The sequence below is a fragment of the Eikenella exigua genome, from assembly GCF_008805035.1.
Lineage (GTDB): Bacteria > Pseudomonadota > Gammaproteobacteria > Burkholderiales > Neisseriaceae > Eikenella > Eikenella exigua.
Map to the genome: position 1 here is coordinate 586,807 of NZ_CP038018.1, position 21,901 is coordinate 608,707.

Annotated in this window: 20 protein-coding genes and 1 pseudogene; 11 read left to right on the plus strand and 10 right to left on the minus strand. The window is 56.9% G+C overall.

Annotation, left to right across the window (positions count from 1 at the left end; genetic code table 11):
* Positions 1-8 precede the first annotated feature (8 nt).
* A complete protein-coding gene (locus EZJ17_RS03125) occupies positions 9-1,346 on the plus strand; it encodes an NCS2 family permease (protein WP_067442468.1) in 1,338 nt (445 codons plus the stop codon).
* A gap of 386 nt (positions 1,347-1,732) precedes the next feature.
* Here the strand turns inward: EZJ17_RS03125 and EZJ17_RS03130 are convergent, their stop codons facing one another.
* Entirely contained in the window at positions 1,733-2,098 is a 366-nt protein-coding gene (locus EZJ17_RS03130; protein WP_067444562.1) for a hypothetical protein, read from the minus strand.
* Between the two features lie 150 nt (positions 2,099-2,248).
* Between EZJ17_RS03130 and EZJ17_RS03135 the strand changes: the two genes are divergently transcribed.
* A complete protein-coding gene (locus EZJ17_RS03135; RefSeq protein WP_151086092.1) occupies positions 2,249-2,623 on the plus strand; it encodes a hypothetical protein in 375 nt (124 codons plus the stop codon).
* 200 nt (positions 2,624-2,823) lie between these two features.
* On the opposite strand, the gene EZJ17_RS03140 is transcribed toward EZJ17_RS03135, so the two are convergent.
* From EZJ17_RS03140 to ruvA, 3 genes and pseudogenes are all read right to left on the minus strand, one after another.
* Positions 2,824-4,233, minus strand: coding sequence for a leucyl aminopeptidase (locus EZJ17_RS03140; protein ID WP_067442464.1), 1,410 nt, complete (start codon positions 4,231-4,233; stop codon positions 2,824-2,826).
* A 129-nt stretch (positions 4,234-4,362) separates the two neighbouring features.
* Positions 4,363-4,979: pseudogene (gene nadD, locus EZJ17_RS03145) on the minus strand (nicotinate (nicotinamide) nucleotide adenylyltransferase).
* A 196-nt stretch (positions 4,980-5,175) separates the two neighbouring features.
* On the minus strand, positions 5,176-5,757 hold the full coding sequence (gene ruvA, locus EZJ17_RS03150) for a Holliday junction branch migration protein RuvA (RefSeq protein WP_067442460.1): 582 nt from the start codon (positions 5,755-5,757) through the stop codon (positions 5,176-5,178).
* 103 nt (positions 5,758-5,860) lie between these two features.
* Between ruvA and EZJ17_RS03155 the strand changes: the two genes are divergently transcribed.
* Both EZJ17_RS03155 and glmS read left to right on the plus strand, forming a co-directional pair.
* Positions 5,861-6,334 carry a NemA protein gene (locus tag EZJ17_RS03155; RefSeq protein ID WP_067442458.1) on the plus strand — a complete coding sequence of 158 codons (474 nt, stop codon included), beginning with the start codon at positions 5,861-5,863 and terminating at the stop codon, positions 6,332-6,334.
* Positions 6,335-6,446: 112 nt separating this feature from the next.
* A complete protein-coding gene (gene glmS / locus EZJ17_RS03160) occupies positions 6,447-8,288 on the plus strand; it encodes a glutamine--fructose-6-phosphate transaminase (isomerizing) (RefSeq protein WP_067442456.1) in 1,842 nt (613 codons plus the stop codon).
* Between the two features lie 434 nt (positions 8,289-8,722).
* On the opposite strand, the gene asd is transcribed toward glmS, so the two are convergent.
* The gene (gene asd / locus EZJ17_RS03165; RefSeq protein ID WP_067442454.1) at positions 8,723-9,841 is read right to left on the minus strand and encodes an aspartate-semialdehyde dehydrogenase; all 1,119 of its coding nucleotides are present in this window, start codon (positions 9,839-9,841) and stop codon (positions 8,723-8,725) included.
* A gap of 197 nt (positions 9,842-10,038) precedes the next feature.
* On the opposite strand from asd, the gene gap reads away from it, so the two are divergent.
* Positions 10,039-11,067 (plus strand): type I glyceraldehyde-3-phosphate dehydrogenase, encoded by a 1,029-nt coding sequence (gap, locus tag EZJ17_RS03170; RefSeq protein WP_067442452.1) that lies wholly within the window; start codon positions 10,039-10,041, stop codon positions 11,065-11,067.
* Positions 11,068-11,342: 275 nt separating this feature from the next.
* Here the strand turns inward: gap and EZJ17_RS03175 are convergent, their stop codons facing one another.
* A complete protein-coding gene (locus tag EZJ17_RS03175; protein WP_067442450.1) occupies positions 11,343-11,822 on the minus strand; it encodes an FKBP-type peptidyl-prolyl cis-trans isomerase in 480 nt (159 codons plus the stop codon).
* A gap of 538 nt (positions 11,823-12,360) precedes the next feature.
* Complete coding sequence (locus tag EZJ17_RS03180; protein ID WP_067442448.1) at positions 12,361-13,587, minus strand: aspartate kinase; 1,227 nt, start codon at positions 13,585-13,587, stop codon at positions 12,361-12,363.
* Between the two features lie 341 nt (positions 13,588-13,928).
* On the opposite strand from EZJ17_RS03180, the gene EZJ17_RS03185 reads away from it, so the two are divergent.
* Together EZJ17_RS03185 and radA are read left to right on the plus strand one after the other, a co-directional pair.
* Complete coding sequence (locus tag EZJ17_RS03185; protein ID WP_067442445.1) at positions 13,929-14,540, plus strand: class I SAM-dependent methyltransferase; 612 nt, start codon at positions 13,929-13,931, stop codon at positions 14,538-14,540.
* 69 nt (positions 14,541-14,609) lie between these two features.
* Positions 14,610-15,989: a DNA repair protein RadA gene (gene radA, locus EZJ17_RS03190; RefSeq protein WP_067444565.1), complete on the plus strand. Its 1,380-nt coding sequence runs from the start codon at positions 14,610-14,612 to the stop codon at positions 15,987-15,989.
* A gap of 243 nt (positions 15,990-16,232) precedes the next feature.
* Here radA and gloA read toward each other — a convergent pair whose 3' ends face one another.
* On the minus strand, positions 16,233-16,628 hold the full coding sequence (gene gloA, locus EZJ17_RS03195; RefSeq protein WP_067445034.1) for a lactoylglutathione lyase: 396 nt from the start codon (positions 16,626-16,628) through the stop codon (positions 16,233-16,235).
* 210 nt (positions 16,629-16,838) lie between these two features.
* On the opposite strand from gloA, the gene EZJ17_RS03200 reads away from it, so the two are divergent.
* Complete coding sequence (locus EZJ17_RS03200; RefSeq protein WP_151086097.1) at positions 16,839-17,549, plus strand: helix-turn-helix transcriptional regulator; 711 nt, start codon at positions 16,839-16,841, stop codon at positions 17,547-17,549.
* Positions 17,550-17,668: 119 nt separating this feature from the next.
* Positions 17,669-18,262, plus strand: coding sequence for a glutathione S-transferase family protein (locus EZJ17_RS03205; RefSeq protein WP_067444571.1), 594 nt, complete (start codon positions 17,669-17,671; stop codon positions 18,260-18,262).
* A gap of 66 nt (positions 18,263-18,328) precedes the next feature.
* Here EZJ17_RS03205 and EZJ17_RS03210 read toward each other — a convergent pair whose 3' ends face one another.
* Both EZJ17_RS03210 and EZJ17_RS03215 read right to left on the minus strand, forming a co-directional pair.
* The gene (locus EZJ17_RS03210) at positions 18,329-18,991 is read right to left on the minus strand and encodes a peptidoglycan DD-metalloendopeptidase family protein (RefSeq protein ID WP_067442437.1); all 663 of its coding nucleotides are present in this window, start codon (positions 18,989-18,991) and stop codon (positions 18,329-18,331) included.
* Between the two features lie 301 nt (positions 18,992-19,292).
* Positions 19,293-19,700 carry a nuclear transport factor 2 family protein gene (locus tag EZJ17_RS03215; protein ID WP_067444574.1) on the minus strand — a complete coding sequence of 136 codons (408 nt, stop codon included), beginning with the start codon at positions 19,698-19,700 and terminating at the stop codon, positions 19,293-19,295.
* A gap of 181 nt (positions 19,701-19,881) precedes the next feature.
* Between EZJ17_RS03215 and EZJ17_RS03220 the strand changes: the two genes are divergently transcribed.
* Positions 19,882-20,361 (plus strand): FxsA family protein, encoded by a 480-nt coding sequence (locus tag EZJ17_RS03220; RefSeq protein WP_067444576.1) that lies wholly within the window; start codon positions 19,882-19,884, stop codon positions 20,359-20,361.
* Positions 20,362-20,476: 115 nt separating this feature from the next.
* The gene (gene murI / locus EZJ17_RS03225) at positions 20,477-21,292 is read left to right on the plus strand and encodes a glutamate racemase (RefSeq protein WP_003821951.1); all 816 of its coding nucleotides are present in this window, start codon (positions 20,477-20,479) and stop codon (positions 21,290-21,292) included.
* The last annotated feature ends 609 nt before the right edge of the window (positions 21,293-21,901 follow it).

A 21,901-nucleotide genomic window follows, 5' to 3' on the forward strand; every position in this document is an offset into this window, starting at 1 on the left:
AAAACATCATGCAATCCTTTCTAGACCGTTATTTCAAACTTTCCGAAAACAAAACCACCATCCGCACCGAGCTGATGGCGGGGCTCACCACCTTCCTCACCATGTGCTACATCGTCGTGGTGAATCCGCACACCCTGTCGCAGGCGGGGATGGATTTTGGCGCGGTGTTTGTGGCCACTTGTATTTCTGCCGCCATCGGCTGCCTGATTATGGGCGCGTTGGCCAATTATCCGATTGCGCTGGCGCCCGGCATGGGGCTGAATGCCTATTTCACCTTCAGCGTGGTCAAAGGCATGGGCGTGCCGTGGCAGGTGGCGCTGGCGGCGGTGTTTGTGTCTGGCATCATCTTTATTTTGTTCAGCTTTTTGAAAGTGCGCGAAATGCTGGTGAACGCGCTGCCGATGAGCCTGAAAATGGCGATTGCCGCCGGCATCGGCCTGTTTTTGGCGCTGATTGCACTCAAAGGCTCGGGCGTGGTGGTGGGCAATGAGGCCACGCTGGTGCACATGGGCGAATTCCGCCTGCCGGTGGAAGGGCAGCCGGGTGTATATACGCCGAATTGGCCGATGCTCTTGGCGTTGCTGGGCTTTTTCATCATCGTGGTGCTGGATTATTTCCGTGTGCGCGGTGCCATCATCATCGGCATTTTGGGCGTTACCCTGCTGGCTATGCCGCTGGGGCTTACCCGCTTCGAGCGTGTGGTGTCGGCCATTCCCAGCGTGGCGCCTACCTTTATGCAAATGGATTTTAATCATCTGTTTTCAGGTAGCCTGATTGCGGTAATTTTCGTATTTTTCCTGGTGGATTTGTTTGACAGCACCGGCACGCTGGTAGGCGTAGCGCACCGTGCCGGCCTGTTGGAAAACGGCAAGCTGCCGCGCCTGAAAAAAGCCCTGTTTGCCGATTCTGTGGCCATTGTGGCCGGTGCAGTGTTGGGTACTTCCTCTACCACGCCTTATGTGGAAAGCGCCTCTGGCGTGGCTGCGGGTGGCCGCACCGGGCTCACTGCCGTTACTGTGGGCGTGCTGATGCTTGCCTGCTTGTGGTTTTCGCCGCTGGCCGAAGCCGTGCCTGCCTTCGCCACCGCGCCGGCGCTGTTGTATATCGGCATCCACATGATGCGCTCGGCCACCGAAATCGACTGGCACGACATGACTGAAGCCGCCCCCGCTTTCCTTACCATGGTGTTTATGCCGTTTTCCTATTCGATTGCCGACGGCATCGCCATGGGCTTCATCAGCTATGCCTTGGTGAAACTGTGCTGCGGCCGATCCCACGACGTGCCGCCGATGGTGTGGGGCGTGGCCGTATTGTGGGCATTGAAATTCTGGTTCTTGGGCGCATAAGGCAGGTTTGAATATTGGAGAGAAAAGGCTACTTGAAAAATTTCAGGTAGCCTTTTTGTATGTGTGGCAGAAATGAGAATGCAGGGGCGCTGCTGGTGGGTTTGCGCCCGTTTGGGGTGCGTTGGCTTGAAATGGCTGATGAAAAGTTTGCGGTTCAGGATAGAAAGACTACCTGAAAACATTTTGCCAATAGTCAAGAAGCTACCTGAAAGATCTAGCTTGGTTGAAGCTATGCTTTCAGGTAGCCTGTTTTTATAGCCTTGTATAGCCAATCAACTTAACTTCCAATACCGCGTTGGCTCACCTTGCCGTACTAGCTGTACTGCCTGCAGCTCGCCGCCTTGTATCGATTGTCATTTAATTGGCTATAGCTACATCTGTCTGAATCAATCATAACGGCGGCACTGAATATCCGAATCCGTGCAGAAAATCGCATTTTGCTCAGCTTGGCAGGCGCGGCGGACTTGGGCGCGGGCAAGGCCTTCATTGTGGCTGGTGGCCTCATAGGTTTTGCGGAACGGGGTAACGCTACACACATAAGCAGTATTGCGGCCTGCCCGGTGTTCAATGATGACTTCGCGCACGCCGCTGTTGCGGGAAGACTGATTGCGCTCCAGCACGGCAATACGCGCTTCCAAACTGGCAATGCGCCGCTCTAGCGTGCTAATACGCGCGGCATCATCGGCCGGTGCAGCATAGAGCACAGTGGGCAGGGTGGAGAGGGCAAGTAGGAGGGGAAGTAGGTTTTTCATGAAAATCCTTGAGTTGTGAAGGAAGTTATATTTCAGGTAGCCTTTCGGGGATGGGATACTACCTGAAAAATGGAAAATAAAACAGAGTGGGTGTAAATAAATGAGTTTAGTGTTTTCCTGGCATGGGAGAATTGAAGCCACCCTACCGGTTTGGGCAACGCTTCAGTTTGGCAGGCGGCGGCAGGGGCATTGTGTCATTTCTTTGCCGGTTTGGTCGTCGATTTGGGTTTGAAGCATGGTGTTGGTGTCAAGGCTGTCGATGTGCGGAGTGATGGTTTTGGCCTGGTGATCACTATCGAGGATGATGGCGATGCGGTGCTCTATGTTGCGGAGCTCAGGATCGTTGCCGATGGCTTGGCGGATGGCAGCATCGTGCTGCGGGCGGGCATGGCTGCTATTCCAGATGAAGGTTGGGGTGTCGTTGGACAGTTAGGTGCCGTTGTCGCTTTGCTGGGAACCGAAGTTGAGGCCTTAGCGGCAGAAGGTATAGTCGCCGATGCAGCCAGCGTGGTGGTTGAGGCGTAGGGTGAGACTGTCGGTAACGGTGGCGTAGATGTCGGGGTATTCAGTGATGCAGCGCCAGTGGCCGCCGAGTTGGGCTTCGCTGATAGATGCAGCATGGGCGGCACTGAGGGTGGCAGTGAGGATAAGGTTGGTTTGGTGGGAGTTAGGTTTCAGGTAGCCTGCTTCTTACCACAGGCTACCTAAAACTGATGGATGCTGCTTTATACGCCGGCTAGGTTGCAGAGGTATTGCCATAAAAGCGGTACGGGGCGGCCGGTGGCGCCTTTTTCTTTGCCGGATTTCCAGGCAGTGCCGGCGATGTCGAGGTGCGCCCAGGTTTGTTCTTTGGTGAAGTGGGCGAGGAAGGCGGCGGCGGTGAGGGTGCCGGCGGGGCGGCCGCCGATATTTTGCAGGTCGGCAAAGTTGGATTTGAGCTGCTCGCTGTATTCTTCAAACAGGGGCAGCTGCCAGGCTTTGTCGCCGCTTTGGCGGGCGGCTGCGAGCAGGCTGTCGGCCAATTCTTGATTGTTGGCCACCAGGCCGCTGGCGGCGCTGCCCAGCGCGATGACGCAGGCGCCGGTAAGGGTGGCCACGTCGATGAGGGCGGTAGGCTTGAATTGGGCGGCGTAGGTGAGGGCGTCGCACAGGATCAGACGGCCTTCGGCATCAGTGTTGAGGACTTCGATAGTGGTGCCGTCCATGGCGGTTACAATATCGCCGGGCTTGTTGGCGGCGGCATCAGGCATGTTTTCGCAGGCGGGGGCGATGGCGATGAGGTTGATGGGCAGTTTGGCGCGGGCGGCGGCAATGAAGGTGCCGATTACGCTGGCAGCGCCGCACATGTCGAATTTCATTTCGTCCATTTCGGCACCGGGCTTGAGGGAGATGCCGCCGCTATCGAAGGTTACGCCTTTGCCCACGAGCACGACGGACGCGGCGTTTTTATCGGGCGCGCCGAAGTAGGAAAGCTCTATTAGGCGCGGCTCTTGAGCGCTGCCTTTGGCTACCGACCAAAATGATCCCATGTGTTCGCGGATGTAGTCTGCCCCGATGATTTTGGCGGATGCGCCTGCGGCTTGGGCTTCGGCGCGGGCAGTGTCGGCCAAATAGGCGGGCGTGCAGATGTTGCCGGCGGTGTTGCCGAGGTCTTTGCACAGATTGATGCCATGGAGCAGGGCTTGGGCGCGGTTAAGCGCATTTTGGGCGGATTCATCGGCCGCGGGAGTGTAGAAATCGGCTTGCTGCAGGGCGGCGGGTTTGGCGGTTTTTTTGAAGCGGTCGAAACGGTACACGGCTTCACCCAGCGAAGTGGTGAGCACGTTGAGGGCATCGCCCAATTCAGCGGCGGAGAAGGCGTTCAAGTCAATGGTGAGCGCGGGCTGTTTCTGCACCCAGCCGGCGGCGTGACGAAAGGCTTTAGCCAGTGTATCGCGCCCCGTGTTGTCGAGCTTGAGCACGGCAATGTTGGCAAAGCTGCCGTTAGCGGGAGTGCGGGCAGCAGCGAAAGGTTCGCTCTCGGTGAGCGTGCCGTAGAGCAGGGCGGCGGTTTCATCGGCTGGAGCGGCAGTACACAAATACAGGCGAGCGTCTTGGCCGGCGGGCAGGGAGGTAGAGTGGAGGTGGAATTGCATGTTGATCCTTGGCTTGATTGGGGTGGAAAACGGGTGGCATTTTATCGCTTGACGCGGGGAAAAGGCTACCTGAAAACGGTGTGGAGAAAATTTCAGGTAGCCTTTGCTTTCGAAAGAGGCTACCTGAAGTTATACGCAGGTATGGCTATACAGTTGGTGTTGCTGGATATAGCCGAGCACGGCGGGGGGGATGTCGGGGCTGGTGTGTTCGGTGGCGAGCTGTTGGCGGATTTGGCTGGAGCTGATGGGCAGCGGCTCGGCTTGCAGGATGTGCAGGCAGCCTTGGGCAGGGGCTTCGGCCAACCAGGTTTGCAGTGGGGCGGGGGGCTTGAGCGAGGCTGCTGCCGGGGGGCGGGGGCGGCAGCGATGCGGCATTGGCGCACGAGGTTTGGCCAGCGGTGCCAGGTGTGCAGTTGCAACAGGCTGTCCATGCCGAGGAGCAGCCAGAGCTCGGCGGCGGGGAAGTGTTGGCGGAAGATTTGCACGGTGTCGTGGGTGTAGGTGGCGCCTTGGCGGACGATGTCGCAGTCGCTCACGGCCAGGCGGGAATCGGCTTGGGCGGCGATTTCGGCCATGGCGAGGCGGTGGTGGGCGGGAGTACGGGGCGCAGTTTTGTGGTAGGGGTCGCCGGCGGGCAGGAGGATGACGCTTTCTAATTCCAGCTCGTCGGCAAAGCGGCGGGCGATGTGCAGGTGGCCGTTGTGGATGGGGTCGAAGGTGCCGCCGAAGAGGCCGATGCGGGGCATGGTGGGGTTCCTTTGCTTGGGGTGTCAGGTAGCCTTTAGGTGGGTATGGCAATAAGTTAAACTTTTGCTACGGCGTTGGCTCGCTTGCCGTATGTGTGCATGATTTGCGGCTCACCGCCTTGTATTGACTGTGGTGTTTGGCGATCAAGAGGCTACCTGAAAATGGTTGGTTCAGTTTCAGGTAGCCTTTATCTGTTTATTTCAGCAGGTTTTTCAAGGCTAGGCGCACGCCTTCGCCCACTTCGGTGCCGGCTGGGATGCCTTTGGTGGCGGCGCGGGCTTCTTTTTCGTTGTAGCCTAAGGCGAGCAGGGTGCTGACGATGTCTTCGCTGCTGTCGCCTGCTTGGGCGGCAGGTTGGGCTTGGGTGCCGCCGGAGGCGGTGAGTTTGCCGCGCAGTTCGAGCACCATGCGTTCGGCGGTTTTCTTGCCGATGCCGGGGGCGGAGGAGAGGCGTTTGATGTCTTCGGCGGCAATGGCGGCGGCGAGTTCGTCGGCATTCATGGCGGAGAGGATGCCGAGCGCGGTTTTGGCGCCGATGCCGCTCACTTTGATGAGCTGGCGGAAGGTGTCGCGTTCGCTGTGGCTGCCGAAGCCGAAGAGAAGGTGGGCATCTTCGCGCACGATAAGCTGGGTGTAGAGCGAGACGGTTTCGCCAACGGGGGGCAGGGTGTAGAAGGTTTGCATGGAAACGTCGGCTTCGTAGGCGACGCCGTTTACGTCGATTACAACTTGGGGGGGGATGGCTTCGATGAGTTTGCCGGTGAGCTTGCTGATCATAGGAGAGGCTACCTGAAAAATGGGAAGAGGGGCATTATATCGGTTTATTCAAACGGGTTATAATTCGGACATTGATTTTGATTGGGCTCAAGGGGGAATTATTATGAAAAAACGGAATTTTGCGGCTGCCGTCTGTTTTGTACTGTTGGCCGGCTGTTCGGGCAGCAATGTGCTGCTGGGTTTGGGTTTTGCCGGCCGCCATCTGGGCGTGGGCACAGGCTTGAGTATCCCGGTGGGCAGCCGGAATAACGGTAGCAATGTGCAGGATTTGGGCGGTTTGCGCATCATTGAGGAGCAGGTGGTCACGTATTTCGATGCGCAGGGCAAGGCCGTGCCAAACGAAGTGAAGGGCGGCTACTACCGCCAGCTGCTGAGCCGCCAGGGCAGGGGTTATTTGGTGCAGGATTTTTACGAGAGCGGGCAGAAGCGCAGCGATGCCATGCTGCTCACCCGCGAGAGCCTGTATGATTTCCGCGCCCATCCGCAAAACGGGGTGCTCACTACTTATGCCATCAATGGCAATATTCTGTATCAGCAGAATTTTAGAGACGGTAAGATGGTGTCGGCTTCGTATTAAAACAAGCAATATTGGCGAATCGGGCTGCCTGGATGGCGGCCTGGTTTGCTATAATCTGCCCGATTTTTTGCCGCTTCGGCGGCTGGCAACCAAATAATAGAAGGGCTTTGCAATGTGCGGTATTGTGGGCGCGGTGCGCGCCAAGCAAAATGTGGTGGATTTTCTCACCGACGGCCTGAAGCGGCTGGAGTATCGGGGCTATGATTCTTCCGGTATTGCAGTGGGCACGGAGCAGGGCGTTATCGAGCGCGTGCGCCGCGTGGGCCGCGTGCAGCAGATGGAAGACGCCGCCAAGGCAGCCGGCCTGTGCGGCCACATCGGCATCGGCCACACCCGCTGGGCTACGCACGGCGGTGTAACCGAGCCCAATGCGCATCCGCATATTTCAGGTAGCCTGATTGCGGTGGTGCACAACGGCATCATCGAAAATTTCGAGGAAGAACGCGCCCGCTTGCAAGGCTTGGGCTATGTGTTTGAATCGCAAACCGATACGGAAGTGATTGCACACAGCGTACACCACGAATACACCGCCAACGGGCACCAGCTGTTTGCTGCCGTGCAAGCTGCCTGTGCGCGTTTTCACGGCGCGTATGCGATTGCCGTGATGGCGCAGGATAAACCGGTAGAATTGGTGGTGGCACGCATGGGCTGCCCGCTCTTGGTGGCCTTGGGCGAGGGTGAAACCTTTGCCGCATCAGATGTTTCTGCCGTGGTGGCTTTCACGCGCCGTATCGTGTATCTGCAAGACGGCGATATTGCCGAATTGGGCAGCGAAGGCATCCGCCGCCTCGTCGACTGCAGCGGGCAGGAAGCCAAACGCGAAGTGCGTGTGTCCGAGCTGTCGCTCACCTCGTTGGAGCTGGGCCCTTACAGCCACTTTATGCAGAAGGAAATTCACGAACAGCCCAAGGCAATTGCCGACACCGCCGAAGTATTCCTCGGTGGCGGCTTTGAGCCGGAAAACTTTGGTGCCAAAGCGCGAGAAGTGTTTGAACACATCCGCAGCATCAAAATCTTGGCCTGCGGCACCTCCTACTACGCCGCGCTCACCGCCAAATACTGGCTGGAAGCCATCGGCAGAGTGCCGACCGATGTGGAAATTGCCAGCGAATACCGCTACCGCGACGTGATTGCCAGCTCCGATCAACTGGTGATTACCGTATCCCAATCCGGCGAAACGCTGGATACCATGGAAGCCTTGAAATACGCGCAATTGCTGGGGCAGAAGCACAGCCTTTCCGTGTGCAACGTGATGGAATCTGCCCTGCCGCGCGAGAGCGAACTGGTGCTCTACACCCGCGCCGGCGTAGAAATCGGCGTGGCCTCCACCAAGGCCTTTACCACCCAGCTGGTGGTATTGTTCGGACTGGCGGTTACCTTGGGCAAAATGCGCGGCTATGTTTCCGAGCAGCAGGCGCAGTCTTATATGGAAGAGTTGCGCCAGCTGCCCGGCAGTATCCAGCACGCGCTCAACCTCGAGCCGCAGATTGCCGCCTGGGCGCACAAATTTGCTGAGAAAAACAGTGCCCTGTTTTTAGGGCGCGGCATCCACTACCCCGTGGCCTTGGAAGGCGCGCTGAAACTCAAAGAAATCACTTATATCCATGCCGAAGCCTACCCCGCCGGTGAGCTCAAACACGGCCCCTTGGCGCTGGTGGATGCGAATATGCCCGTGGTGGTGATTGCGCCGAACGACAGCCTGCTGGATAAAGTAAAAGCCAATATGCAGGAAGTGGGCGCGCGCGGCGGCGAGCTGTTTGTGTTTACCGATTTGGACAGCAACTTCCAGCCCAGCCCCAATGTGCACATCATCCGCACCCCGCGCCACGTGGGCGTGCTCTCGCCGATTGTGCACACCATCCCCGTACAGCTTCTGGCCTACCACGCCGCCTTGGTGCGCGGCACGGATGTGGACAAACCGCGTAATCTGGCTAAATCGGTAACGGTGGAATAGTGCCGCTGGAATGATAAAAGGCTACCTGAAAGTTTTAGGCTTTCAGGTAGCCTTTGGTTTGAGGGGTAGATACGGGGTATCGCGGATTAAGGTTAAATCCGGATAAGGCGGTGAGCCGCAGGTAATACAGCTAATACGGTAAGGTGAGCCAATGTATCTAACAGGCCGTGTTGCATGGAGGTGTGAGGCCGGGTAGTTCGTTGGGTAGCAGGCTGATGCTGCAGCAAAATGTTTGTGTTAGTGCGTAGTGAAATGACGAACAGCGGCTGACCAGGCTGGAAATTTAGGTTTCGTGAGGCGGAATATGGAGAGTGTTAGACTGGCAAATCGGAGGAGGATCGATTTGTTGTGATCGAAATGGCTGGCAGTAACGAAACAGGCTACCTGAAAATTTTCAGGTAGCCTGTGTTTGTCGGATTGAGGCTAATACACCATCAATCTAAATTGCCCAATACGATGCGCAGGATGCGGCGGATCGGTTCGGCCGCGCCCCAGAGCAGCTGGTCTCCCACGGTGAATGCGCTGATGTATTCGCCGCCCATGGCGAGCTTGCGGATGCGGCCTACGGGCACGGAGAGCGTGCCGGTAACGGCGGCAGGGGTGAGCTCGTGCATGCTGGCTTCTTTGGTGTTGGGCACAACTTTCGCCCAATCGTTGGCGTTGGCGAGCAGGCTTTCGATTTCGGATACGGGCAGATCTTGTTTCAGCTTCAGGGTGATGGCCTGGCTGTGGCAGCGCATGGCGCCGATGCGTACGCACAGGCCTTCCACGATGGTGGAGCGGCTGCCGCCGAGGATTTTGTTGGTTTCAACGTCGCCTTTCCATTCTTCTTTGGATTGGCCGTTGCCCAGGTCTACGTCGATCCACGGAATCAGACTGCCGGCCAGCGGCACGCCGAAGTTGGCTTTGGGGTAGTCGGGCGAGCGCAGGAAGTTGGATACTTTGCGGTCGATATCGAGGATGGCGCTGGCGGGGTCGGCCAGTTCGGCGGCCACTTTGCTGTGGATGGCGCCCATGCCGCTGATGAGTTCACGCATATTTTTGGCACCTGCGCCGGAGGCGGCTTGGTAGGTCATGCTGGAAGCCCATTCCACCAGGCCGTTTTGGAACAAGCCACCCAGAGCCATCAGCATCAGGGAAACGGTGCAGTTGCCGCCGATGTAGTTTTTCACGCCGTTTTTCAGGGCAGCATCGATTACGTTGCGGTTTACCGGGTCGAGTACGATTACAGCATCGTCGTTCATGCGCAGGGCGGAGGCGGCATCGATCCAGTAGCCGTTCCAGCCGGATTCGCGCAGTTGGGGATACACGGATTTGGTGTAGTCACCGCCTTGGCAGGTAACGATGATGTCCATTTTGGCCAGTTCGGCGGGGTTGTTGGCATCAAGCAGGGTTTTGGTGGCCTGGCCGAAATCGGGGGCATTGCCGCCTACGTTGGAGGTGGTGAAGAAATAGGCTTCGGGGATGTGGGCGAAATCGTTTTCTTCACGTATACGCTGCATCAAAACCGAGCCGACCATGCCGCGCCAGCCGACAAATCCTACTTTTTGCATAACTGCTCCTTGACGGTAAAGAAGTGTGAATGAAATGATACTGCCTTTTTAACCCTGCGGCGGGGAAAAGTAAAGGGGGAGTAGAACAGCGAGGGGTGGGTTTTCACCAGCAAAGCCGCTATAATACGATCCGTTATTTTGTGTCTGCCCGGGCTGTTTGGCGCGGGGTTTTCTTAGAACCTACGAAAGGTGTAAATATGAGTTTGAAGATTGCCATCAACGGCTATGGCCGCATCGGCCGCCAAGTGTTGCGCGCTATTTACGAATACGGCTTGCGCGACCAGTTTGAAGTCGTCGCCATCAATACCGGTGGCGATTTACAAACCAACGTTCACCTGACCAAATTCGATACAGTGTACGGCCGCTTTGCCGCCGAGGTGTCGCACAACGAAACCCATTTGATTGTGAACGGCGACAAAATCCGCTTCTTGTCTCAGCGTGATCCGGCCGATCTGCCGTGGAAAGAGTTGGGTGTGGATTTGGTGTTGGAGTGTACCGGTGCCTTTACCAGCAAAGAGAAAAGCTCGGCACACATCAAAGCTGGTGCGAAAAAAGTGCTGATTTCTGCGCCTGGCGGTGATGATGTAGACGCCACCATCGTATACGGTGTGAACCACCAAGTACTCACACCCGGGATGACCGTTGTATCCAATGCTTCCTGCACTACCAACTGCCTGGCACCCGTGGCCAAAGTGCTGGCCGATGGCATGGGCATTGCCAAAGGCTTGATGACCACCATCCACGCTTTTACCAACGACCAAGTGCTCACCGACGTGTGCCACAAAGACCTGCGTCGCGCCCGCAGCGCAGTGGAAAACATGATTCCTACCAAAACCGGCGCTGCCAAAGCCGTGGGCTTGGTGCTGCCCGAGCTCAAAGGCAAGCTCGACGGCTTCGCCGTGCGCGTGCCCACCATCAATGTTTCGCTGGTGGATTTAACCTTTGAAGCCGGCCGCGATACCAGCGTGGAAGAAATCAACGCACTAGTGAAAGCCGCCAGTGAGGGCGATCTGAAAGGCGTGCTGGGCTACAACACCCTGCCGCTGGTATCTTCCGACTTCAACCACACCACCCAGGCTTCTGTATTTGACAGCACGCTGACTAAAGTTTCCAACGGCAATATGGTGAAAGTGTTGTCTTGGTATGACAACGAATGGGGCTTCTCTTGCCAGATGTTGAACACCGCCCGCGCGATGTTCGGGATGCTGGTGCGCCCGTTTGAGTAATGCTTGTTTGTGATGTGAAAGGCTACCTGAAAGGTTTCAGGTAGCCTTTTGTGTGGTGTGTTGGTTATCGGTCGGCTTTGCTATGCCGATATTTTGTTTGGCTTGCTTCAGGTAGCCCAAAAGATTTCAGGTTACCTGAAAGTGCGGTTTCAACGAAGTTAAAACGAAGTACAGCGGAGTTTCTGCGAAGCTAAAGTTTACGGCCTCCAACTTTGAAAGAAAAAACAGGCGGGCTGCCTATTGTGGCAACCCGCCTGTTTGTACGAATACGGTAGTTAGTGGTGATGGCCGTGTGTATCATGGGCATGGCCGTGGGCGAGTTCTTCGGCGGTAGCGGGGCGGATTTCGGCTACTTTGCCTTTAAAACGCAGTTTCATGCCGGCCAGCGAGTGGTTGCCATCCACCACGGCTTTGCCGTCGGCAATGTCGGTTACGCGGTAAACTAGGGTGTCGCCGGTTTCGGGGTCGTCTGCTTCAAACATCATGCCCACTTCCACTTCCACGGGGAAGACGTTGAGCGGCTCAAGGCGCACCAATTCGGGGTCTTGCTCGCCGAATGCATCATCGGGGGAAAGGGTTACGTCCACTTCTTCACCCACGGTCTTGCCGTGCAACGCTTCTTCCACCAGCGGGAAAATGCCGTCGTAACCGCCATGCAGGTAGGCGATGGGCTCTTCTGTTTTGTCGATTAGCTGGTTGTTGGCATCAAACATTTCGTAATGCAGAGTTACTACGGTGTCTTTTTCGATGTTCATGGCAAGTCTTTCCTGCTTGGGGACGGTTAGGAAAATACTATTTTACTGCATTGCAAGGTTTAGGCAATGTGGCAGTAGCTTGGGCGTGGTAGGAGGAAATTTGCCGACACTCTGTGTTTGTTTGTATACGCAGTGGTGGAACGGTTGAGGTTAAATGGCGGAGGTGGCCTAGGTGTGGAGGATTGCGGTTTGGTTGGGGGTGTTGTTTTCTGTTGATTTATTTTAGGTTTTGTTGTGTTTAGGTAGGTTGGCTGGTGGTGTGTGGAAACAACGGAAGGGTTTTCAGGTAGCCTTTGTGGCGACGGGGATAGAGTGGTTTGTGAATATGGATAGTTTACAAAAAGATAAAATTTTTTTACTCGGAATACGGGCTAGGTCGGATAAATAAAAGGTCGGCATAGCAACGCCAACTTACTCTTGCCACGTTTTAGTTGTGTTTTCAGGTAGCCTCTCCTCCTAAAGGCTACCTGAAAATGAAAATTTGGTTTTTACAAGGTAAAAAACACCCCGTGCCGGAGGGGGCTGCGGGGTAGGGCGGTTATTGCTGGCGGTCGAGGCCGAAGGCTTTGTGCAGCACGCGGGTGGCGAGTTCGAGGTATTTTTCGTCGATCAACACGGAAACTTTGATTTCGGAAGTGGAAATCAGTTGGATATTGATGTTTTCCTCGGCCAGGGTGCGGAATATTGTGGTGGCCACATCGCTGTGCGAGCGCATGCCGATGCCGACGATGGAAACTTTGCACACGGTGTCGTCGCCGTGGATATCGGATGCGCCAACACTTTCCCGCACACTTTGCAAAAGCTCGAGCGTGTGGCGGTAGTCACCGCGCGATATGGTGAAGGAAAAATCGGTGGTGCCTTCTTCACCGGCGTTTTGGATAATCATGTCCACTTCAATATTGGCGGCGGAAATTGTGTCCAAAATCTGATAGGCGATACCAGGCTTGTCGGGAACGCCGCGCACGTTGATGCGGGCTTGGTTTTTGTCGAATGCGATACCGGATACAATGGCTTTTTCCATGTTGGGGTCTTCCTCGTAAGTAATCAGGGTGCCTTCGCCGCCATCGGTGAGGCTGCTCAATACGCGCAGGCGCACTTTGTATTTGCCGGCAAATTCTACCGAGCGGATTTGCAGCACTTTGCTGCCCAGGCTCGCCAGTTCGAGCATTTCTTCAAACGATACGGTGTTCATGCGCCGCGCTTCGGGCACCACGCGCGGGTCAGTAGTGTAAACGCCGTCCACATCGGTGTAGATTTGGCATTCGTCTGCTTGGAGTGCGGCGGCCAGCGCCACGGCGGAAGTATCGGAGCCGCCGCGCCCCAGCGTGGTGATGTTGCCTTCGGCGTCTACGCCTTGGAAACCGGCCACAATCACTACTTTGCCTGCCGCTAAATCGGCACGCATTTTGCTGTCGTCGATGTATTCGATGCGGGCTTTGGTGTGGGAATTATCGGTTTGCACCAACACCTGCCAGCCGGTATAGCTCTTGGCCGGAATGCCGATATCCATCAGCGCCATGGCCAAAAGGCCGATGGTTACCTGTTCACCGGTGGCCAGCACCACATCCATTTCGCGCGGGTCGGGAAACTCTTGGATTTCGTGCGCCAACGCCACCAGGCGGTTGGTTTCGCCGCTCATGGCGGACACCACCACCACCACGTCGTGCCCTTCGGCACGGGCACGGGCAATGCGTTTGGCCACATTCTTAATGCGATCGGGGCTTCCCACCGAAGTCCCGCCATATTTCTGTACCAATAAAGCCATTTGCTTGAATACTCTCTTTACTTTTGAAACCAACCCGTATCACATATGGCAATGGATTGGCCGAAAATTGGAAAGTGGATAGTTTGCCGATCTATCAGGCAGAGCGGCATTATTGCCAGTTCGGCATAAAAAAACAAGCCTTACATCGCCGCAGCCGTGCCATTACCTAGGGTCGCAGCAGTATTCGCGGCAGAACTTTTCCCTTGTCGGGCCAACCGCCGCACAAAGGGTTTGCTACAATCCGCCTGCCCGAATACGCAAAGGCTATCTGAAAACAAATTATCTGTCCCCTATTTTCAGGTAGCCCCAACCCACATCAAGGCTACCTGAAAAATTCCACCATGTTCCGTACCCTAAAAACCATCTGGCACGGCCTCACCACCAAAGGCGCACTCTTCCCCCACCAGCTCGCCTTCACCCTGCTCATCCCCCTGCGCAACTGGGCGCTTTCCCCCGCTGAGCTGGTGCGCCGGCTCGAGTTGCAGCCGCAACAGCGCATTCTCGAAGTAGGCTGCGGGCCGGGCTATTTCAGCCCCGCACTCGCTCGTGCCGTGCCGCAGGGCAGCTTGGTGTTGGCCGACATTCAGCCCGAAATGCTGGCCAAAGCCCGGCGTCGGTTGGAAAAACGCCATATCGCCAATGCCGAATACCACCTGTGCAGCGGCAGCAGCTTCCCCTTTGCCAGCAGCTCATTTCACCGTATCGTGCTGGTAACCGTTTTAGGAGAGGTGGCCGACCAAGCGGCCTACCTCGCCGAATTCCACCGCCTGCTCGCTCCAGACAGGCTGCTGTCCATTTCTGAAGCCGCCGGAGATGCGGATAAACTCAGCTGTACCGAGCTTATCCAATTGCTCGAGCAATACGGCTTCACCCCTGTGCAACAGTTCGGCAACGAGCGCAACTACACGCTGAATTTCAGCAAAACAGATTTGAGCTTGGTAGAAACCTGCTAAGCTTTCAGGTAGCCCCAACCAATAGCTAAAAGGCTACCTGAAAATAAAAGATACAAGGAAAACAATACTATGGCCAAAGCCCCCAAAACCCTCTACACCTGCACCGAATGTGGCGGCACCGTGCCCAAGTGGCAGGGCAAATGCCCGCACTGCGGCGAGTGGAACACCTTGCAGGAAGGCATCGCCGCGCCTGAGCCGAAAAATGCCCGCTTCCAATCGTGGGCGGCGGACACCACGCAAGTGCAGGAACTCTCCAAAGTTACCGCCGCCGAAGTGCCGCGCGAGCCCACCGGCATGGGCGAACTCGACCGCGTGCTCGGCGGGGGATTGGTGGATGGCGCGGTGATTTTGTTGGGCGGCGACCCTGGCATCGGCAAATCCACGCTGCTGCTGCAAACCGTTGCCCTGATGGCGAAAAAACGCAAAGTGCTGTATGTGTCGGGCGAGGAATCGGCGCAACAGGTCGCCCTGCGTGCACAGCGGTTGGGGCTGGATGCGGACGGCGTGCATTTGCTGGCGGAAATCCGCTTGGAAGCAGTGCAGGCTGCTTTGAAACAGCACCAGCCCGCCGTGGTGGTCATCGACTCAATTCAAACCATGTATTCCGACCAAATTACTTCCGCGCCCGGTTCCGTGTCGCAGGTGCGCGAGTGCGCCGCCCAGTTCACGCGCATGGCCAAGCAGATGGGCATCGCCATGATTTTTGTCGGCCATGTGACCAAGGACGGCGCGATTGCCGGCCCGCGCGTGCTCGAGCACATGGTCGATACCGTGCTGTATTTTGAAGGCGACCAGCATTCCAACTACCGCATGATTCGCGCCATCAAAAACCGCTTCGGCGCGGCCAATGAGCTGGGCGTGTTCGCCATGCTGGAAAACGGCCTCAAAGGCGTGTCCAACCCCTCCGCCATCTTCCTCGCCAGCTACCGCGACGACGTGGCCGGCTCGTGCGTGCTGGTCACGCAGGAAGGCAGCCGCCCGCTGCTGGTGGAAATCCAAGCGCTGGTGGACGACGCGCACGGCTTCACGCCCAAACGGCTCACCGTTGGCTTGGAGCAAAACCGCCTCGCCATGCTCTTGGCCGTGCTCAACCGCCACGCCGGCATCGCCTGCTTCGACCAAGACGTGTTCATCAACGCCGTGGGCGGCGTGAAAATCAGCGAGCCGGCGGCGGATTTGGCGGTGATTCTGGCGATGGTGTCCAGCTTCCGCAACAAGCCGCTGCCCGAAAAAATGGTGGCCTTCGGCGAAGTCGGCCTGAGCGGCGAAGTGCGCCCCGTGGCACGCGGGCAAGAGCGGCTGAAAGAAGCGGAAAAACTCGGCTTCAAACGCGCCATCGTGCCCAAAGCCAACCTGCCGCGCAGCAAAAAAGAATTTGCCGGACTGGAAATTTTCGGTGTGGAACGGCTGGACGAGGCGGTGCGGCTGTGCAGGGATTTGGCGGAGTGAGGGTGCAGGCTGCCTAAGAAATAGAGATATAGCAGATTCACTTAACTTCCGATACGGCGTTGTCTTGCCTTGCCTCCTTTCTGTACTGTCTGCGGCTCGCTGCTTTGTATTGAAATTTAATTGAATCTACTATGGGATGGGCAATTGTTGCCTGCGTGTTTGGTGTTTTTACGGCCGTCTGAAACCGATCATTGAAAAGGCTACCTGAAAAATTCAGGTAGCCTTTATTGTTTTCCTATTGCCTTAATCTTCACGGCCGTGTTTTTGGATGAATTCGATTTTGTAGCCGTCCGGGTCTTCCACGAAGGCGATAACGGTGTTGCCGTGTTTCATCGGGCCGGCTTCGCGCACCACTTTGCCGCCTTTGGCGCGCACGGCATCACAGGCGGCGTAGGCGTCTTCCACTTCGATGGCGATGTGGCCGTAGGCATTGCCGAGGTCATAGCTTGCGGCATCCCAGTTGTGGGTAAGTTCAAGCACGGCAGTCTCGTCTTCGCTGCCGTAGCCGACGAAGGCAAGAGTGAAGCGGCCTTCGGGGTAGTCTTTGCGGCGCAGAAGTTTCATGCCAAGCACTTCTTGGTAGAAGGCGAGGGAGGCTTCGAGGTTGCCGACGCGTAGCATGGTGTGGAGGAGTCGCATGGTTTGTCCTTGGTAGGTGTTGGCTAGGGAAGCGGATTGTAGCAGGTTCACGGCGGGCTGCGGAGCTTGGGGCTGCCTGAAAATGACGGAGCCTGATTTCATATAGCCTCTTGCCGCGATTGTTTGCAAACGCGGTATCATCTCTATTATTTTCAGGTAGCCTCCAATTCAAGTCGTCAGGTTACCTGAAAAATCATCCGGAGACTCATCATGCCCAGCCGTACCGACCGCCTGCTCAAACTTTTGCAGCTGCTGCGCGCCAGCCGCCATCCGAAAAGTGCGCGGCTGTTGGCGCAGGAGTTGGGCATCAGTGTGCGCTCGGTGTATCGCGATATCGATACTTTGCGCGGGCAGGGCGCGGTGATTGGCGGTGAAGCGGGCTTGGGCTTCGTGTTGCAGCAGGATTGCAATCTGCCGCCGCTGATGTTTAGCGAAAACGAACTGGAAGCGCTGATGTTGGGCATGCGTTGGGCGGTGGCACATGCCGACGGCGAAATGGCTGAGGCGGCGCGCTCGGTGTTGGGCAAGGTGCACGCGGTGTTGCCAGCACGCCTGGCCGAGCAGGCGGCGGCGCATGCGGTGTATCCGATGGGCGGCACGGCGTATGGGAGCGGCGAAGAACAGGTGTTGGCGCTGGTGCGGCAGGCTTTGCGGCAGGAAACGGCGCTCAGCTTCAGCTATACGGATTTGCGCGGACAGGCCAGCAGGCGCACAGTGTGGCCGGTGGCGCTGGGCTATTTGGACGATGTACGGCCGTTGGCGGCCTGGTGCACGTTGCGGCAGGCCTTCCGCCATTTCCGCTGCGACCGCATCACGCAAGCCCAAATCGGCTCGGCCTATCCCATGCCGCACCGCCTGCTGCTGCAATGTTGGCGGCAGCAGGAAGGGCTGGATTTGAGTGCATTTGATTTGAGCCGCTAGTGTTGATTTCGTTTCAGCGATGGCCTTGGCTGCTGACAAAAACTGACACAGCCATGGCGTATCATGATTGCACTTCAGGCTACCTGAAAACACAATCAACTGTTTTAAAAGGAAACATCATGAGCAAAATCACCCTTTATACCGTGCATCCTTCGCGCGGCAACAATGTGCGCTGGATGCTGGTCGAATGCGGCGCAGATTACGACACCGTGGCGCTGGATTACCCGCAGCTCAAAGAGACAGACTATTTGGCCATCAATCCGATGGGCAAAGTGCCCGCCATCGCGCATGCCGGGCAAGTGATTACCGAGCTGCCCGCCATCCTCACCTATTTGGCCGAGCTTTTCCCCGAAAAAAGGCTGATCCCCGCCGCGGGCACGCCGGAGCGCGGGCAATACTACCGCTGGCTGTGGTTTGGCACGCAGCTTGAATACGCCATTCTCGACCGCTGGCAGCAAGTGCCGCAGAGCGAAGATCGGCGCCGCGCTATCGGCTATGGCGATTTCGACACTGCGCTGCATACCCTGCAAACCCTGCTGGCCGACGGCCGCGAATACGCCGTGGGGCAGCACTTTAGCGCACTCGATTTATACTTGAGCGGCCTCTTAGCCTGGGGCATGTTCCGCACCCAAGTGGTGCCAAATATTGAGCCGTTTGCAAGCTATATGCAGTGTCATCTGCAACGGCCGGCAGCGCGGGCGGCTCAGGAGTAGGGCGCAGATGTGAAAAAGGCTACCTGAAAGCGTACACTTTCAGGTAGCCTTTCATGTGTCAAACGTTTATTTCGGCAGGTAATCCATCGGATTGACGGCTCGGTTGTTTACGCGCACTTCGAAGTGCAGTTTCACACGGTCGGTGCCGCTGCTGCCCATGGTGGCGATGGTCTGCCCGGCGGATACTTGCTGGCCTTCGCGCACACTGATTTGGCTGTTGTGCGCATAGGCGGTGAGCATGCCGCCGGTGTGGTTGATGAGGATGAGCTTGCCGTAGCCGCGGATGCCTTCGCCCACATAGCTCACGCGGCCGGGGGCGGCGGCTTTCACGGGGGTGCCGGTGTTGCCGGCGATGTCGATGCCTTTGCTGGAAGAACCGTTAAACTGGGTGATGATTTCGCCGCGAGCCGGCCATTGCAGGCTGCTGGGCGCGGCGCTGGGGCGTTCGGCCGGGGTGCGCGTTACCGTGCGGTTGGTGGTATTGCTGGCGGATGTGCTGCGGTTGTTGCCGCTGCCCACGCGTAATCGTTGGCCCACTTCGAGCTGGGAAGGGTTTTTCAGGTTGTTCCAAGCCATCAGGCGGGAGACGGGCTGGTTGAAGCGTCGGCTGATGCGGTAGAGCGTGTCGCCGCGCTGCACGCGGTAGTATCGATCGCCGGAGGATGTACCGGCGCAGGCGGCCAGGAAGGCAGTGCATAAGAGGGCGGTGCAGGCGGGGGAGAATTTCATGAAGCGCTCCGTGTGATGGGGCAGCTGGGCTACCTGAAAAATGAAAGGGATGCCTTTATCATACTATAGGATGCAGCTTGCTGTAAAAACGGCCGGGGCGGCGGGGCGGAGGAAATGAATGGTTGGCGTGCGGACATTTGGATTGCTTGAATTAATATCTAAACTGCGTTGAAACTAATGTTTTAGCTTCTTCAGTTCAGGTAGCCGGATTTCAAACTGCAAACGGCGGTAAACTTTGCTGCTGCCCGCTTGATTTTGCACCCGGCGGGCAGATATAGGGATGGCCGTTGCGCCCTAAGGCTTAAGCTTTGGATAGCGCCGATTGAATCAGCATCTGTGTGCCGAACCAGCCCCAGTAGATGCGGTGGCGCCAGATGAGGCCGTCTTTGAGCTGCATCAGCTCTAAAATGTCGATTTGCTCGCCATCGGGCGTTTGGCGCGGGTATTCCCACACAAGGAGGCCGCCGCTGGCAAGGTATTGGCCGCTGCGATACCAGCGCACCAATTCGTTGGGGCGGCGGCGGGTGCCTTCTTCGAGGAGGCGGCCGATTTCGGCTTTGCCGTGCAGCACGCCGCTGTTTTGATTAAGGATGATGGACACCAGGGGCGATTCGAGCTCGGCTGCTTCGTGATACAGGGCGAGCAGGGCGGCAGTGTTGCGGCTTTGGGCGGCTTCGTGCCATTGCTGGTAGATTTGTTCGGCGGTCATGATGTTTTCTTGTGTTGGATGCGGAAACCAAATGCTACGCTTGTTGAAGCTTGTAGGCTACCTGAAAAAGAGTGGAGCGAATTTCGCTAAAATAAGCGGAACGAATTTCGTTAAAACGATGCCTTAGTGTTGAGTTTCTGCGAAGCTAAAAATCATTTCTTTGTTTGAAAAGGAAAAAACGATGCGTTACCTTGGAATTTGGCTCTTGCTGTTGGCGGGGGCGGAAGCGGCCTCGATTGTGATGGTGGCCGAGCGGCTTGGCGGGATGCCTACGCTTTTGCTGATGGTGTTGTCGTTTATGGCCGGCATGGTGATGCTGCGCAACCTCGGTTTTTCTTCGGTGATGCTGGCCGGCTCGCTGTTTAATAACCGTGGCGAGGTGTCGTTTTACCAATTGCTATGGCCGCTGCGCTATATTGTGGCGGCGTTGCTGTTGATGTCGCCCGGTTTTGTGTCCACCGTTTTGGCCTTGGTGCTTCTGTTGCCGATTAAGGGTGGCTCGGCGGCGGTGCGGCCAAACCAAACGGGGCAGGATTACTGTGCTTCGGGTTATCAGGCAGACGGCGACATCATCGATGGCGAGTTTGAAACCGTGCGCCCGCAAGAGGAGCGCGAAGCAACCCGCCTGCTGGAGCAGCACGATCACAAGCCGCCGCAATAAGGCTGATTAACCTCAAAAGGCTACCTGAAAATCGAGACAAAGATTTCAGGTAGCCTTTCCCTTATCCGCCGCGCGTGTACAATATGCCTTTTCCCGCAACAGCAAACCCAGCAACATGAAACCGAACAGCCTCACGCAGCGCCCCATCGGCGTATTCGATTCCGGCGTCGGCGGGCTCACCGTGGTGCGCGCGCTGATGGAGCGGCTGCCCAACGAAAACATCGTTTATTTCGGCGACACCGCCCGCGTGCCTTACGGCGTGAAATCGCGCAGCACCATCGAAACCTACACCGCGCAAATCGTTGAATTCTTAATGCAGCACGACGTGAAAGCATTGGTGATTGCCTGCAACACCATCGCCGCCGTAGCTGGCGCCAAAGTGCGGCAAACCGCCGGCGGCATGCCCGTGCTCGATGTGATTGCCGCCGGCGCGCAAGCCGCGCTGGCCACCAGCCGCAACGGCCGCATCGGCATCATCGCCACTTCCACCACCGTCAATTCCAACGCCTACGCCCGCGCCATCCACGCGCAAAACCCGCAGGCGCGCGTGCCCTCCCAAGCCTGCCCGCTGCTGGTGCCGCTGGTGGAAGAAGGCTGGCTCGAGCACGAAGTTACCCGCCTTACCGTGCGCGAATACCTCAAGCCGCTGCTCGCCGAAGACATCGACACCCTCGTGCTCGGCTGCACCCACTACCCCCTGCTCAAACCCCTGCTGCAAAGCGAAGCCCCACATCTGGCGCTGGTGGATTCCGCGCTCACCACCGCCGAAGCCACTGCTGCCGCCTTGGCCGAAGCCGGTCTGCTCAACCCCAGCCAAACTCCCGCCGACTACCATTTCTATGTGAGCGACATCCCCCTGCGCTTCCAAACCATCGGCGAACGCTTCCTCGGCCGCAGCCTCGAGCAGATTGAAATGATGCGGCTGGGCTGAGATATTCAAATATTTTTAGGTAGCCTGAGTAACACCACAGGCTACCTGAAAAAGTGCAAGCTATTATTTATACGGCATCAATTGGGTTCAGGCAACTGCTTTGGATTTTAGGTAGCCTTTGCCATGTGTGTCCTGTTCCCCTTTGCGCCTCATGCCGGCGCGGGGCACTCGTTTAGCTGCGCAAAAACAAGCTCTCTTGCAGAGGTCTTGTTTTAACTTTGTTAAAACGAACCCTTCTAACCAAGGTTTCGTTTTTACTCCGCTGAAACTTGGCCTCCTTCGGAGACCTCGTTTTCTTTGCTTCGCCAAAGAAAAGGAAGCAAAAGAAAGGTGACTGCGGTTGCAGGTTTGCTGCGCAAACTTCCCTCACTCCGCGCGGTTTTTTGGGCGCAAAGAGAAACTGGATTAGCTGCAACTTGCGGCTAGGCCGCTTCGAGCATGCAAGCCATTGCTCCCCGAAAAACCGCGCTCCGTTCGGCTGCGCCAGCAGGGAGCGGCACAGCCCAGCCGATTGCATCAAATGTTTCGTTCCTGACTTTAAAAGAGGTTATTTTTATTTTTTATTAGTTGGTTATACGATATTTGCATACACAAGAGGCTACCTGAAAA

Coding starts and splice junctions, on each gene's coding strand:
- EZJ17_RS03125 (WP_067442468.1), top strand. CDS start 9: ATGCAATCCTTTCTAGACCGTTATTTCAAACTTTCCGAAAACAAAACC.
- EZJ17_RS03130 (WP_067444562.1), bottom strand. CDS start 2,098: ATGAAAAACCTACTTCCCCTCCTACTTGCCCTCTCCACCCTGCCCACT.
- EZJ17_RS03140 (WP_067442464.1), bottom strand. CDS start 4,233: ATGCAATTCCACCTCCACTCTACCTCCCTGCCCGCCGGCCAAGACGCT.
- ruvA (WP_067442460.1), bottom strand. CDS start 5,757: ATGATCAGCAAGCTCACCGGCAAACTCATCGAAGCCATCCCCCCCCAA.
- EZJ17_RS03155 (WP_067442458.1), top strand. CDS start 5,861: ATGAAAAAACGGAATTTTGCGGCTGCCGTCTGTTTTGTACTGTTGGCC.
- glmS (WP_067442456.1), top strand. CDS start 6,447: ATGTGCGGTATTGTGGGCGCGGTGCGCGCCAAGCAAAATGTGGTGGAT.
- asd (WP_067442454.1), bottom strand. CDS start 9,841: ATGCAAAAAGTAGGATTTGTCGGCTGGCGCGGCATGGTCGGCTCGGTT.
- gap (WP_067442452.1), top strand. CDS start 10,039: ATGAGTTTGAAGATTGCCATCAACGGCTATGGCCGCATCGGCCGCCAA.
- EZJ17_RS03175 (WP_067442450.1), bottom strand. CDS start 11,822: ATGAACATCGAAAAAGACACCGTAGTAACTCTGCATTACGAAATGTTT.
- EZJ17_RS03180 (WP_067442448.1), bottom strand. CDS start 13,587: ATGGCTTTATTGGTACAGAAATATGGCGGGACTTCGGTGGGAAGCCCC.
- EZJ17_RS03185 (WP_067442445.1), top strand. CDS start 13,929: ATGTTCCGTACCCTAAAAACCATCTGGCACGGCCTCACCACCAAAGGC.
- radA (WP_067444565.1), top strand. CDS start 14,610: ATGGCCAAAGCCCCCAAAACCCTCTACACCTGCACCGAATGTGGCGGC.
- gloA (WP_067445034.1), bottom strand. CDS start 16,628: ATGCGACTCCTCCACACCATGCTACGCGTCGGCAACCTCGAAGCCTCC.
- EZJ17_RS03200 (WP_151086097.1), top strand. CDS start 16,839: ATGCCCAGCCGTACCGACCGCCTGCTCAAACTTTTGCAGCTGCTGCGC.
- EZJ17_RS03205 (WP_067444571.1), top strand. CDS start 17,669: ATGAGCAAAATCACCCTTTATACCGTGCATCCTTCGCGCGGCAACAAT.
- EZJ17_RS03210 (WP_067442437.1), bottom strand. CDS start 18,991: ATGAAATTCTCCCCCGCCTGCACCGCCCTCTTATGCACTGCCTTCCTG.
- EZJ17_RS03215 (WP_067444574.1), bottom strand. CDS start 19,700: ATGACCGCCGAACAAATCTACCAGCAATGGCACGAAGCCGCCCAAAGC.
- EZJ17_RS03220 (WP_067444576.1), top strand. CDS start 19,882: ATGCGTTACCTTGGAATTTGGCTCTTGCTGTTGGCGGGGGCGGAAGCG.
- murI (WP_003821951.1), top strand. CDS start 20,477: ATGAAACCGAACAGCCTCACGCAGCGCCCCATCGGCGTATTCGATTCC.